Source organism: Micromonospora sp. NPDC050276, from assembly GCF_044459545.1.
Classification (GTDB): Bacteria; Actinomycetota; Actinomycetes; order Mycobacteriales; family Micromonosporaceae; genus Micromonospora.
In genome coordinates, this window is the sequence record NZ_JBITJA010000014.1 from 21920 (window position 1) to 34507 (window position 12588).

12 protein-coding genes and 1 pseudogene are annotated in these 12588 nt (G+C 68.1%); 5 read left to right on the top strand and 8 right to left on the bottom strand.

All coding sequences use genetic code 11. The features are described 5' to 3' along the window. Positions 1-4: 4 nt before the first annotated feature. A pseudogene (locus ACIBF8_RS25795) lies at positions 5-295 on the top strand (helix-turn-helix domain-containing protein); the annotation flags it as partial. A gap of 133 nt (positions 296-428) precedes the next feature. Here the strand turns inward: ACIBF8_RS25795 and ACIBF8_RS25800 are convergent. The 3 genes from ACIBF8_RS25800 to ACIBF8_RS25810 form a co-directional block, all read right to left on the bottom strand. Further along, on the bottom strand, positions 429-1412 hold the full coding sequence (locus tag ACIBF8_RS25800) for an endonuclease/exonuclease/phosphatase family protein (RefSeq protein WP_396786472.1): 984 nt from the start codon (positions 1410-1412) through the stop codon (positions 429-431). Between the two features lie 536 nt (positions 1413-1948). Continuing rightward, entirely contained in the window at positions 1949-2638 is a 690-nt protein-coding gene (locus ACIBF8_RS25805; RefSeq protein WP_396786300.1) for an IS982 family transposase, read from the bottom strand. 70 nt (positions 2639-2708) lie between these two features. After that, on the bottom strand, positions 2709-3182 hold the full coding sequence (locus ACIBF8_RS25810; protein WP_396786302.1) for a hypothetical protein: 474 nt from the start codon (positions 3180-3182) through the stop codon (positions 2709-2711). A 609-nt stretch (positions 3183-3791) separates the two neighbouring features. Between ACIBF8_RS25810 and ACIBF8_RS25815 the strand changes: the two genes are divergently transcribed. From ACIBF8_RS25815 to ACIBF8_RS25825, 3 genes are all read left to right on the top strand, one after another. Beyond that, a complete protein-coding gene (locus ACIBF8_RS25815) occupies positions 3792-4301 on the top strand; it encodes a hypothetical protein (protein ID WP_396786304.1) in 510 nt (169 codons plus the stop codon). 320 nt (positions 4302-4621) lie between these two features. Then, positions 4622-4984, top strand: a complete 363-nt coding sequence (locus tag ACIBF8_RS25820) for a hypothetical protein (protein ID WP_396786305.1) — start codon at positions 4622-4624, stop codon at positions 4982-4984. Positions 4985-5303: 319 nt separating this feature from the next. Continuing rightward, a complete protein-coding gene (locus ACIBF8_RS25825; protein WP_396786307.1) occupies positions 5304-6014 on the top strand; it encodes a DNA alkylation repair protein in 711 nt (236 codons plus the stop codon). Here ACIBF8_RS25825 and ACIBF8_RS25830 read toward each other — a convergent pair. Continuing rightward, positions 6011-8290, bottom strand: coding sequence for an LLM class flavin-dependent oxidoreductase (locus tag ACIBF8_RS25830; protein WP_396786309.1), 2280 nt, complete (start codon positions 8288-8290; stop codon positions 6011-6013). The genes ACIBF8_RS25825 and ACIBF8_RS25830 overlap by 4 nt on opposite strands. Positions 8291-8435: 145 nt before the next feature. Here ACIBF8_RS25830 and ACIBF8_RS25835 point away from each other — a divergent pair, with 145 nt between their 5' ends. Next, positions 8436-8963: a MarR family winged helix-turn-helix transcriptional regulator gene (locus ACIBF8_RS25835; protein WP_396786311.1), complete on the top strand. Its 528-nt coding sequence runs from the start codon at positions 8436-8438 to the stop codon at positions 8961-8963. Between the two features lie 129 nt (positions 8964-9092). Here ACIBF8_RS25835 and ACIBF8_RS25840 read toward each other — a convergent pair whose 3' ends face one another. From ACIBF8_RS25840 to ACIBF8_RS25855, 4 genes are all read right to left on the bottom strand, one after another. Further along, positions 9093-9842, bottom strand: coding sequence for an SDR family NAD(P)-dependent oxidoreductase (locus tag ACIBF8_RS25840; protein WP_396786313.1), 750 nt, complete (start codon positions 9840-9842; stop codon positions 9093-9095). Between the two features lie 39 nt (positions 9843-9881). After that, positions 9882-10712, bottom strand: coding sequence for an SDR family NAD(P)-dependent oxidoreductase (locus tag ACIBF8_RS25845; RefSeq protein WP_396786314.1), 831 nt, complete (start codon positions 10710-10712; stop codon positions 9882-9884). Between the two features lie 404 nt (positions 10713-11116). Then, the gene (locus tag ACIBF8_RS25850; RefSeq protein ID WP_396786316.1) at positions 11117-11587 is read right to left on the bottom strand and encodes a MarR family winged helix-turn-helix transcriptional regulator; all 471 of its coding nucleotides are present in this window, start codon (positions 11585-11587) and stop codon (positions 11117-11119) included. 90 nt (positions 11588-11677) lie between these two features. Next, on the bottom strand, positions 11678-12499 hold the full coding sequence (locus tag ACIBF8_RS25855) for an SDR family NAD(P)-dependent oxidoreductase (RefSeq protein WP_396786318.1): 822 nt from the start codon (positions 12497-12499) through the stop codon (positions 11678-11680). Positions 12500-12588: the final 89 nt, after the last annotated feature.

A 12588-nucleotide genomic window follows, 5' to 3' on the forward strand; every position in this document is an offset into this window, starting at 1 on the left:
CCCGTACCGTGACCTCACCCTCGCGGACATCGCCGCCGCGACCGGCATGACTGTGCGTACGCTGACGCGTCGATTCAAGGACGAGACAGGGCAGAGCCCGATGCAATGGGTGTCGGGGGTGCGCATCCGTCACGCGCAGGAGCTGCTTGGAACCACCGACCACACCGTCGATCGGATCGTCGATCGGACCGGATTGCCTACGACGAGCACCTTCCGTTTCCAGTTCGGACAACTCCTCGGCGTCACGCCGGGCGCGTACCGCAAGGTCTTTCGTCCCCAGGTGTCGGAGGTGTGAGCGACCTTGGAAGTGAAGGAGCCTGCGTCGATCCCTCGAGGGCATATCTCGGCCCGACTCCGTTGCCGAGCGTTGTGAGTTGCTGAGCAGCACAGGACGGATCCCGAGACGGAATCGGAGCTCCATGCGGTGTTCACCAGCTGATGGTGGCCGCGACCGGCAGGTGGTCGCCGCCGGTGGCCGGCAGCACCCAGGACCTCTCCGGCTTCACGCCGCGGACCAGGATCTGGTCGATCCGCACCACCGGGAACGTCGCCGGCCAGGTGAAGCCGAAGCCTTTCCCGGCCTCGCCGTGGGCCGAGCGCAACTGCGAGGTGATGCTGGCGAACACGCGGTCGTCCATGGTGCCGTTCAGGTCGCCGAGCAGCACCACCCGCTCGTTCCGCTCGGCGGCGATGGCCTCGCCGAGCGCCTGCGCGTTTCTGTCCCGGTGGGCCGTCGAGAAGCCCGCCCTGGGATTCACCCGTACGGACCCCAGGTGGGCCACATACACCGCAAGGGTTCCCTGGTCCGTGGTTACCGTGGCGCGCAGCGCCCGGTTGTAGGCCATCTTGATGTCGGCCGGCTTGGTGGCCGCGAGCGGGCCGGCGTCCATCTGGATGTCTACCGGCTGAGTGTCCGACAGCGGCAGCTTGCTCCACAGCCCGACCGTGCCCTGCACCGTGTGGTACGGATACGCCTCCGCCAGCTCCTTCTGGTACGTGCCCGTGGCCTGCGGGGTCAGCTCCACCAGGGCCAGCACGTGCGCACCGGAGGCGGCCAGGTCGCGGGCGGTGCCGGCCGGGTCGGGGTTGTCGGCGTTGACGTTTTGCTCGGCCACGGTGAGGTCGCCGCCCGGGCGGGACTTGTCGCCGAGCAGCCCGCCGAAGAGGTTCAGCCACACCACGGCCGGCAGCAGCAGCGCGGCCACCGCAGAGGCGGAACGACGCCACAGCGCCCCGATCAGCAGTACGGGGATGAACAGGCCGAACCACGGCAGGAAGGTCTCCACCAGGCTGCCGAGGCCCCGGCGGTCCGTGATCTGCGCGTGCAGCAGCAGGATCAGGCCGAGCAGCAGCGCCAGCGCCGCGAGCACCAGGCCGCTTTTCCAGGGGCGCGGCCGGGAGGCTGCGCGTATCGCCCGGCGGATGCGCGCGCGCCAAGTCCCGGCGCCGGTATCCCGGCCGCCGGCGTCGCCCTGCCCGGGTTCCGCCGTGTCCACCTGCGTCATCGTCTGCCCTCGCCCACCGCCGATCGCTGCTGCATCCTATTGTGATCAACGGGTTGTCCGGGTGAGTTCTTGAATCCAGATCACCCAGGCACGCAGGTGGAGGCCGCCGAGATAGCCTCCCGGGTCCTGTCGTAGCGGATTGCGATGCCTCGGACGGCCTTGATGCCCCGTCTGCGCAGGTGGGTGCGACTGCCGCGGGACGAACAGGCCTTGTCCCCGGCGACGGCTTCGGGCCGCGTGCGCTTGCGGTCGGCGGCGGGGTGCGGGCCGTACTCGCCGATCGGCAGGTACGGCCCGATGAACTCCCACTCTTCGTCTGTCAGTGCACTTGCGTCACGCCAGACGATCTACCAGATCAGGCCTCGGAGCGAGGGCAAGCCCAACGGTGGCGACATTTGATCACTGACCGGCAGGACAAGCCCTAGATGATCGATTCCAAGGGGTCAGTGGTCGTACGCGGTTAGGGATCGCATGATCGGTTGGCCGGTGTGCCAGTTGTGCCATATCGCGGCGGTCAGGGCCAGGACACGTTGCAGGATCCGGACGGCGACGCCGGTGATGGTGCGGCCGCCGTGTTGTTCGAGGTTGAGTTGGCTTTTGAAGGTCTGGTTGACCGATTCGATGCTCTGCCGTACGGCCCGCAGCAGGCCACGGCCAAGGCGTGCCGGTTCGGTGCGGTACGCGGGTCGCACGAGGGTGATACCGCTGTCGTTGAGCCAGGCTTCGGTGTCACGGTCGCGGTAGCCCTTGCCGTGCACGGTGGTGACCAGGTACAGCCGCAGACCCCAGACCAGCCGGGAGTGCGAGGCGCAGTAGCCGTAGCCGGCCCAACCGGCCAGGTCGGAGCGTAGGACCGTCTCCCGGGACGTGCCGCACGGCACCGGGGTGGAGCCGGCGATCCGGATCGGGTGCTGCCACCGGTCGGTGTCGATGGCCAGGACCGCGGCGACAGGGGCCAACTGGGTGCTCAGACGCCGCAGGCGCTTGTTGTAGCCGGCGATCCCGACCTTCGGCCGCCACGGGATGAGCTGCGGGCACGCCTTCAACTCGTCGTCGATCCTGACGGACAGTGCGGTCGCGAGGGTGTCCAGATCGACGTGCGCGTGGCCTCCATGGTCTCGTTGCCTAGGCAACGCCGATCATGGATGCCCTCGTGCCTATTCGCTGCCCCACACCCCTTGGAATCGATCATCTAGGCCCGGACTACTGCCGCCCGGGGCAGTGGACCGACATCTGCGTGGCGACCGGGGCGCAGCGCCGCGTGCCGCTGCCCCGGGCCCGCGCCGTCACGAGCGGCGAGCGCGTCGGCCACCGCTCCGGTGGCGAACGCGTAGATGAACTTGTGCAACGCGCGATGGCGTTCTCCAGGATCTGGTCGTTGGTCAAGCGCAGCGCCGTGAACATCGTCGAAGCCCAGGCGCCGCGCAGCCCGGCCTGCGCCATGACGCTGCGCAACACCCCGACCAGCGCGCCCTGTCCGTAGTGCATCGCCAGGTTCTGCCACCGCGGCTGCTGTCCGGACGATTCCGGCAGTCCGGTCAGCCTGGCCAGCACACGGGCCGGCACGTAGGAGTCGGGACGGCCGGTCACCCGCTGTTCGACCTTCTCCGCGGCGGTCATCACCACCGCTCCGGCCAAACCGGCCGCCAGTCCTTGCCGCACCGCTCGCGTCAGCATGAGTCAGCCCTACCCGTGGGTCAGGCACTCACACCCGCGCATCGTCATCGGACCCTCGTCGAGGGCGGAGGCAGCATATGACCGACCAGATTCCCCCACTCCGACCGCTGTCCCCCGGCGGCCTGCCGGATCAACGCATGGGCAGCTGGCCGCCTACGGGGGCGGCCGGCTGACGCTTCGCGCCCTCTCGCCGTTCGTCCTTCGTGTGCTTACCGTCGCCGGGGTGCTGCGGCACCTCGAACGGGACGACGCGTCGACACCGGCCGGTACGCCACGAAGCGGCGTGGCTTCACGACTTCCCCGCTGTGCCACACAGGCACGGCACCCTCTCGACCCCTCCGTCGCCGCTCAGCCCTAGTACTCGCTTGCGCAGCCAGCTCGGCTGGTCGGGAAGGGCAGCAAGCGACTCCCACAAAGAGCGGCCCCGAAAGTCGAAGATCAGCCGATCCCGCCGGCCCAGGCCAACCGGGCCGCACGTCGGGCGTACGCGCGTTCGGGGACCGTTCGGAATTGTTCGAAGTCGTTCGGTGTCGTTGCCGGGATCACCGCCCCTACCGATGATGAGTGAGTTCGCGACGAGATAGCGCGAACGATGAGACGGAGGTGCACGTGAAGAGAGCATTTGCCATTACGGCGGCAGTCCTCGCCATTCTGCTGGGCGGACAGAGTCCCGCCCTGGCCGCAGATTTCGCGAAGCCGTTCGAGGACGACATCTCTACCTTCACCTATGATTCAGGCGGCGAGTCCTGTTCGGAGAGTTGGGCGCTCGTTCCGACCGTCGGATGGGTCATGACCGCAAAGGGCTGCTTCACCAGGTACGGCGACGTCTGGCGTATCCAGGACAGCTTCGCCGATGGAAGCCAGACCTTCATCTACTGGGAGAACTGGCTCAAGGACGGCTCCACGTGGCGGCCATACCGTCACGGCGAGTGCAACAACAATTTGAGCGCCCCGAGCTGGGGCAGGTGCAACAAGGATTATTACGAGTCCGCCAGCAACAATTACTACGGCGACAAGGGCAGCCGAATTCGTTTTCAGACCTGTCGTCGGTCCCCCGGCGACAACGTATGCACCCCCTCCACCATCGAGGAAGCGCCCTGGATCCAGAACAACAGCTGATCGCTAAGGTAGCAGCGAGTGCCGTACCGCGTGGCCAGACGGAGCGGTCGTGCCCCGAGCATGATCGAGAGTCGCCATACGTACGGCGTTCGCTGACGATCCGCTGACTCTCGAATGCCGCACGAGCTCTCGAGGACGGCCTGAGGCCGCCCACAGGGCAGTCCGTGAGCGCGCGACAGGGCGGCTTGGTGCTGGCGTCGGAAGATGGACCAGACCATGACGTCGGCGCTGTCCGTAGCCCGATGTCTACGAGAATCGACAGGCTTGAGCACACCTATCGATATATGCTGGGCGAAAGTCACCTTTGTGGAGGGAGACAGATGACCACGCGACGAATGAGTGCTCGGCTGGCAGGTATCGCGGTGCTCGCGGCGGCGGTGACCTACGTTGTGCCCACGACGCCGGCGTCGGCGGCCTGTGGGCAGGGCTGGTCGGACCGGAGCAGCCGTACAGCCGTGGTGACGGCAGACGGTGTCCGTTACCGTACCGGGCCGCACACGTCCTGCACCGCCTATGGCCAGGTGAATCGCGGGGTCACGGCGTACCTGGACTGCGCCACGGGCGGGGACACGGTCAACGGCATCGCCGTCTGGTGGCACGCGCGCTTCAGCACCGGTGGGTCCGGCTTCATCAGCGGGGCGTACCTCAACCCGTGGGTCCAGTACACCACCGAGAACTGCTGATCGGCCGATCGGCTGGGACCAGGGGGTCGCACTCGCGACGAACAACCTGGTCCCGGTCGATCGACGATTCGACGTGGGTCCGATCTTCACGGCGCGACAGGTTCTCGCCGCTAGGCCGTGCCTCCTTGGCAAGGTCGGCGATGCGACGAAGCAGGTCGTCGAAGACGGTCTCACGCGGCCCAACTCGGCCAACGCCTCGGTTGGATGGCTGGTCGGGGTGCATGGCACTGAATTCTTCTCGGTCGACGTCCGCCGCACGTCTGGTTCCTCACCTCCGCCTCACCCACCCACACCCCGGGTCGGTATAGCGTGGACCGTCATGGCCACCAGCGACGACGTGCGTCGGGAACTCGCCAGCCTCGCCGATCCACGTCGAGCCGAGGCATCGAGTCGCTTCCTCCAGATGGTCGCCGATGGGTACGGCGAGGGCGATCGGGCCCTCGGTGTCTCCGTGCCCGACCAGCGCAAGGTGGCCGGCCGGTACTGGCGCGACCTTTCACTGGCCGAGACAACGAGGCTGCTCACCGGCGGTGCGCACGAGGAGAGGTTGACCTCGCTGTTCATCCTGGTCCGAAAGTTCAACAAGGGCGACGAGCAGCAACGGGGCCAGGTCTTCGACACCATCCTGGCCAACACCGACCACATCAACAACTGGGACCTGGTGGACTCGTCCGCGCCGTACATCGTCGGCCCCTGGCTGATCGACAGGGACCGGAGCGTGCTGGATCGGTTGGCCGAGTCGAGCCTCGTGTGGGACCGGCGCATCGCCATCATGGCGACCTTCGCCTTCATCAAGGCCGGTGACTTCGAGTGGACCTTCCGACTCGGCGACCGGCTCCTGCACGACCCGCACGACCTCGTCCGGAAGGCGGTGGGCTGGATGCTGCGCGAGGTGGGCAACCGGGACAGAGCGGCGGAGGAGGAGTTCCTCGTCCGCCGCTACCGGGTCATGCCACGGGTCATGCTGCGATACGCGATCGAGAAGTTCGAACCGCAGCGTCGCCGCGAGTACCTCTCCGGCGCCCTCTAGTCGACTTGCCCGGCCGGTGGGATCGGGAAGTTCCGGTTGAAGACGTTGTCCGGGTCGTAGGTGGCCTTGATGGCGCGCAGCCGGCCAAGGGTGGGCTCGGGCCAGGCATCCAGCAGTCGGGCCGGATCGGTGTCGCTCTCGAAGCTGAGGTACATGCCGTCGAGGTGCGGGTACAGCTCGGCCCAGAGCTTGTCGAGCTGGGGCCTGCGGTCCGGGACGGTGGCGGCGAGCACCGAGAAGTTCTGCTCCCGGTGCGGGTACGCCGTCGCATCTCGGGCGACGTCGTTGACCGCCCCACCGACCGACCGGAACTGCATGATCATCACATCACCGGAATGGATCATGTTGTCCATGAGGTCGGCCGCCTGCGGTGTGACGTGGTGCAACAGCCCGCTGCGGGTGTCGTGCAGCCCTTGTCCCCGATGCTGATTGCCAGGCGGTACGACGATCGCCGGGTACGGCACGAGCTGCGCCTGCTGATCGAGAATCGGCCCGATCTCCAGGAACGGGCTCAGGGCGGACTGCGCCGCCTCGACGTCGTCACCGGCGTAGACGAGGGTGACCTGGGCCATCGGTGGGTTGCCACGGCGGCCGGGAAAGAGCGAGAGGAAGCTCGTCAACTCCCGTGGCGCGTCCTCGACGAGGTTGCCCCAACGGCGCAACAGCTGGGCGGTGTCGGTCGCGTCCGCGACCAGCTGCGCGTAGACGACGTTGCCGACCTCGTACGCCTCCAGCTCGAGCGCGGTGACCACACCGAAGTTCCCACCGGCGCCGCGGATGGCCCAGAACAGGTCGGGGTGCTGCTCCTCGTCGACGCGGAGCAGGCGGCCATCCGCGGTGACGATTTCGGCGGCGACGACGTGGTCGATGGTCAGACCGTGCTTGCGCGCCAGGTAGCCGACTCCGGCGGTGGTGGCGAGACCGCCGACGCCCACGTCACCGTAGTCGCCCGAGCTCATGGCCAGGCCGTACGGGGCGAGCGCCTGGGCCACGTCACCCCACCGGGCACCCGGCTCCAGCCGCACCCGACGGGTCGACCGGTCGAGCACCTCGACCTTGTTCATCCTCGACATGTCGATGACGACTCCCCCGTCGTTCGTCGACCGGCCGCTGATGCCGTGCCCGCCGCTGCGCACCGACAGGGGAACGTCCTGCGTCCGGGCGTACGACACGGCGTCGATCACTTCGGCGGCCGTCTGCGGCCGGATCACCAGGGCCGGCGATCCGTGCCAGCTGTAGGTGTGGCGGACGTCCTCGTACTCCGGGTCACCGGGCTCGACGGACCTGCTGGCCAGGGACGTGGGCAGCGCGTCGTAGTCGACGCCCGGATGCCGCTCGGCCAGCGCGACGCTCGGCCGGACCCGTCCGGTGCCGACCACACTCCCCGTGCGCTCCTTGGCGACCGCCTCCCGCAGCGCGGGGGCGATCTCCTGCCCGAGGGTCTGGATCAGGCGTGGGTCGTCGCGTCCGATCAGGAAGGTGCTGAACCCCTCCTCGAGGACGAGCGGAAGGAGTTGGTCGACCCACTGCTCGGCCGGCCCTTGCAGGAAACCGCGACTGCGCGACGAGACGTCTACCTTGAACAGGTTGAGCAGCCGTCGGATCTCCCGGGGCTCCCGGCCCGCGGCGATGGCCGCCTCGTCGATGAGCCGGTTGGCGGTCACCCGGTCCGGCGATCGCAGGTACTCCAGCGTCGGGAGCCAGCCGTTGGCCTTCTGGCCGGTCAGGGCCAGCATCTTCGGCTGGTACGCGCCGAGCCAGATGTCGATGTCGTGTGCCGGCGCGGGGCCGCGCTGCATGCCGGGAACCGGGTAGTACTCCCCGTCGCGCCGCAGTGGCCCGGCGGCGGTGTCGTCCCAGACGCCGCGCAGGATGTCGATCGCTTCCCGCAGCGCCGCGACCCCCTGCCCGGGGGTGAGCCGACGCGCTCCCATGCCCTCGATCCCGTCCCAGAACGCGCCAGCGCCGAGGCCCAGTTCGAAACGGCCGTGCGACAACCGGTCCAGGCTCGCGGCGGCCCGGGCCAGCACGGCCGGCGGGCGCAGCGGCAGACTGAGGACGTTGCCCGAGATCCGTAGCCGTTCGGTGCGGGCGGCAACCCAGCTCAGCAGGGTCCAGGTGTCGAGGAACTCCGCGTTGTAGGGGTGGTCCTGGAAGGTGGCGAGGTCCAGCCCGGCCGCCTCGGTCAGCTCGGCCAGCGCCACCACCCGGTCCGGGTCGTGCACGCTCGGTGTCAGGAACGACCCAAACCGGAGTTCGTGCCCGTAATCCGACATTGCTTTCACCATCCACACGATCGTTTGGTCAACTTATTATGTGCTGTGCCTATCGTTTGTCTGACAACATGTTCGCCGGGCCAATCATTCCTGGGTCGGCACGATGCTCCCTGATGATCAACATGCCGCCAACTAGCATCGGGATATGTCCGTGACCGACCCCTGCGAACTGCCGGCCGACCGCAAGCGCGGTTCGAACTTCGGCTGGTCTCTGGGCATGGTGCTGCGCCGCTGGCACGAGCACGTCGAGGAGCTACTCAAGGACGTGCCGCACGGCAGCCGGGGCTACCACATTCTGGCCGTCGTCGTCCATGACGAGGTGCCCACGCAGGGCGCCCTTGCCGCCCGTCTGGCCATCGACCGCAGCGTTCTGACGTACGTCATCGACGACCTGGAGGACGCCGGTCTCATCGAGCGCAAGCGTGATCCCCAGGACCGGCGGGCCTGGCGGATCGTGGCCACCGAACGCGGGCGTCAGACGCTCGCCGAGGCCGAGCGACGGGTCGCCCACGCTGAGGACCACGTGCTGGGCGGGCTGCCCGAGAAGCAGCGCGGTGTCTTTCGCGACCTCGCCTCCCGCGCCGCCGAGGCGATCCACGCCGCCGCACCGGCCACCGACCCCTGCGTGGCGGTGCAGAGCGTCCTCCCGCCGACCGACCAACCGGCCCAGTAACTCAGCCCCGCCGGATGGACGCCGCCTCGGCCTGGAGGGCGCCGTCGGCGTTCGGCGGCCTCGGCGCCACATGTTTCGGCACCGGTGTCCGCGGTCGCGCTCCGCGCCCAAACGGACTCGCCCCGTCCGCTACTGGGGCAAGCCCTGATAGTCGGCCTGCCCGGCGATCTGTCCGCCGTCACCGGCCACCTCGCTGCCCGTGACGAACTGCGAGTCGTCGCTGGCGAAGAAGAGCACGATCCTGGCGATGTCGTCGGGTTCACCAACCCGACCGAGCGCCACATTCCTGGTGTCGAAGGTGACACCGTTGGTCATTGGCGTGTTGATCTGGCCAGGATGGACGGCGTTCACTCGGATCCCGTGTGCACCCAGCTCCAGCGCGGCGGTCTTGGTCAGGCCACGGACCGCCCACTTGGAGACGACGTAGCCGGACATTCTCGGCACTCCCTGCAGGGCACCGACGGAGCCGATGTTGACGATCGAACCACCGCCAGCCCGCTTCATCGCCGGGACCACGGCCTGGATGCCATTGAAGACACCGATCAGGTTCACGTCCAGCGTGCGCTGCAGCCGTGCGACGTCCCAGTCCTCCAGTGCGGCGGGGTCGGCGATGCCGGCGTTGTTGACCAGAATGTCGACAGACCCGAACCGCGCCTCCGTGCGCTGGACGAGGGCCGCCCACTGATCCGGTGACCGGACGTCGAGTTCCTCGACCACGGCCGTCGGTCCGAGCTCCGCGGCGAGCGCGTCGGCCTCAGCGACCTTCACGTCGGCGATCACCACGTTCGCGCCCTCGCCCACCAGCCGGCGGACGGTGGCAGCGCCCATTCCCAGCGCGCCGCCGGTGACGACTGCTGTCTTTCCCCGTACGCGATCCATTGCGAATTCCTTTCTCCCACGCCAGGGGCGCGGGTGATCTCATTCGGCGAAGTCGGTGCCGCGGCTGACGGCTTCCCAGGTGGCCCGCTCGTCCTGCGTCTGCTTGGCGACGGCGTTGAGACGGTCCAGGGTCTCGTTGCCCATCGGCAGCCGGAGGGGCGTGTTCTCGGCGGCCAACGCGGTCAGGATCGCCTCCGCGATCTTCACCGGGTCGCCCGCCTCCTTGCCGCCGACCTCGTTCACGTGATCGCGCAGCTTGCGGACCGTGCCGTCGTACGCGGCGATGTGGGCCGACTCGCTGATCGCAGCCCCGGCGAAGTTGGTGCGCATCGGTCCCGGCTGCGGAATCAGCACCTTGATTCCGAGCGGGTTGACCTCCTGCGCGAGGGCGACGGAGAAGCCTTCCAGCGCGAACTTGCCCGCCGAATACGCGGACATCCCGGGGACTGACAACTGTCCGCCGAGACTGCTGACCTGGACGATCGCGCCTCCTGCCTGCTTACGCATGTGCGGCAGGACCGCTCTGGTCAGGGCTGCGGGGCCGAAGAAGATCAGCTCCATGAGGGACCGGATCTCGGCGTCGGTGGTCTCCTCCACCGCACCGATGTGACCCCGCCCTGCGGCGTTGACGAGCACGTCGATCCGACCGTACTGGCCAACGACCTCATCGACGGCCGCAGCGACCCGCTGCGGGTCTGTCACGTCGAGTTCCAGGGTGCGGGAGCGGTCCGGGAAGGCGGCGACAACTTCCTCAGCCCCCGCCGTACGGCGATCGCTCAACACCACGGTGTCCCCGGCGGCGAGCGCCGCCCGGGCGATTTCCCGACCGAGGCCGGAGCCTGCTCCGGTGACGAGCCAGATGCGTTCCATGACAACGATCCTTTCTAGGAGCCCTCCGCATGGTGTGGAGGGCGCTTGGTGGCACCCCCGAAACGACCGGGAGTGCGGGCGCCGTGGCCAAACGTAGTCATCACAAGGTGATGCGTCACCCTTTTGTGGCTGGTGACACATCACCTAGTTGACCCAAAGAATGGCCACCCTGAGCGGAGTCCGACCGAGGAGATGTCGCGACGCCTTCGGGCTGGTTATCCGTACCGCAGGATGGGAAACGTGCCCAGATGTCCCGTATTCGGCGACCGGCGTACGGGGCCAGCTCGGTCGGGGAGGAAGGTGACGTGGCATCCAGTTCAGAGCAAAGCGATCACCTGCCGCGTTCCTCGGAACAACGATTAAATGACACGTCACCCTAATGGCACGGGGCTGGAACCGTCACCTCAGTCCTCGAGGGGTTCGTCCTCGAGGTTGTCCAGCACGGCCTCGGACACGACGGCCAGGGTGTCGAGTTGACGGGGACTGAGAACGTCCAGGAAGAGTTGACGCACGTACCGAAGGTGCAGAGGGGTGGCCCTGTCGATCACCGATCGCCCCTCCTCGGTAAGGGCCACGTCAGTGCCACGACGGTCCTCGGTGCAGCTCTGGCGCTCCACCAGCCCGCGTCGGATCATGCGCGAAATCTGGTGGATGAGACGGGTCTTCTCCCACCTGAGGGCTTCCCGCAGTTCAAAGACCCGCATCGGCCCGTCCGGCGCGCGGCGCAGGGTGCTCAGAACGGCGAAATCCGCAAGCGAGATCCCCGCCTCCCGGAGCAACTGGCGGTTCAGGTGACGCCGAACATCCTCCTGCATCGTCAGGAAGCCGAACCACGCACGCTGCTCACGGGCATTCAGCCGCTCAGGCTCACTCACCCCTCAACGCTACCGTCCGGATGACCCGGACAAGACGCACCCGGTGGCCAGCCGGGCAGCACAACAGGGCTACCGGATGCGACCCGGCGCTCACGCGGGGGCCGACCGCGACGACGAGTCGCCGAGCCAGGGTGTCAGCAGCGCCATGGTCCGCCGGTGGAGGTCGTCCTGGAAGCTCGGCACGCGGGCCTGCTCGGCCGGCTCGGCGACCCGCCCCTCGTCCAGGTAGGCGCCACTGGGCACAGCCGGATCGACGGCGGCGTGGATGAGGTTCGCGGCACCGTGCGACGCGTCCTGACCCTGAATCGCGAACATCGCGTGCAGCAGACGGGTGCTGACCACCCCCGGGTGGACGCTGACGATGCCGGGTCGGTAGTACCTGGCCTGCCGCGCAGCGTGGGCCACCAGGGCAAGCTTGGACCGGGCGTACGCGGCGGCCGGCTCGTAGCCGTGCCGAAACTGCAGGTCGTCGAGGTCGAGGCGGGCGGATAGATGGGTCGCCGACGACACGTGCACCACCCGTCCCCCAGCCGGAACATACGGCAGGAGCCGCTCGGTGAGCAGGACAGCTGCCAGATAGTTGGTCTGCAGCGTCGCTTCATAACCATCCGTGCTGCACCGACGGCTCCTGGCACCGGGGCGGCCCGCGTTGTTGATGAGGATGTCGACCCGCTCGGCCGCCTCCGCCACCATACGGCTCAGGGCGACGACATCGTCGAGTCGGTCGAAGTCGGCCTGGGCGTACACCAGTTCGGCCCGACCGATGCCTCGAAGCTCGTCGATCAGCGGCTGCACGGCCGACTGTGGCTCTGGCCCATGCAGCAACAACCGTTCGGCGGAGGTGGCGATGCGCCGTGCCGCCGCCGCACCGATCCCGCTGGTCCCTCCGGTGAGCACGACGGTTCCCGACATCTGATCGGCCACTCCTGATCGCCCTCCCAACCCGCGACGCCCGTCCTGACATCATCAGGTCGGGGGCGCTCACGTGCGGGGTGATTCGA

What these genes read in the sequence shown, in the direction of transcription:
- ACIBF8_RS25810 (WP_396786302.1), bottom strand. Translation starts at nt 3,182, where the DNA reads ATGCTGACGCGAGCGGTGCGGCAAGGACTGGCGGCCGGTTTGGCCGGA.
- ACIBF8_RS25855 (WP_396786318.1), bottom strand. Translation starts at nt 12,499, where the DNA reads ATGTCGGGAACCGTCGTGCTCACCGGAGGGACCAGCGGGATCGGTGCG.
- ACIBF8_RS25840 (WP_396786313.1), bottom strand. Translation starts at nt 9,842, where the DNA reads ATGGATCGCGTACGGGGAAAGACAGCAGTCGTCACCGGCGGCGCGCTG.
- ACIBF8_RS25830 (WP_396786309.1), bottom strand. Translation starts at nt 8,290, where the DNA reads ATGTCGGATTACGGGCACGAACTCCGGTTTGGGTCGTTCCTGACACCG.
- ACIBF8_RS25820 (WP_396786305.1), top strand. Translation starts at nt 4,622, where the DNA reads ATGACCACGCGACGAATGAGTGCTCGGCTGGCAGGTATCGCGGTGCTC.
- ACIBF8_RS25825 (WP_396786307.1), top strand. Translation starts at nt 5,304, where the DNA reads ATGGCCACCAGCGACGACGTGCGTCGGGAACTCGCCAGCCTCGCCGAT.
- ACIBF8_RS25845 (WP_396786314.1), bottom strand. Translation starts at nt 10,712, where the DNA reads ATGGAACGCATCTGGCTCGTCACCGGAGCAGGCTCCGGCCTCGGTCGG.
- ACIBF8_RS25835 (WP_396786311.1), top strand. Translation starts at nt 8,436, where the DNA reads ATGTCCGTGACCGACCCCTGCGAACTGCCGGCCGACCGCAAGCGCGGT.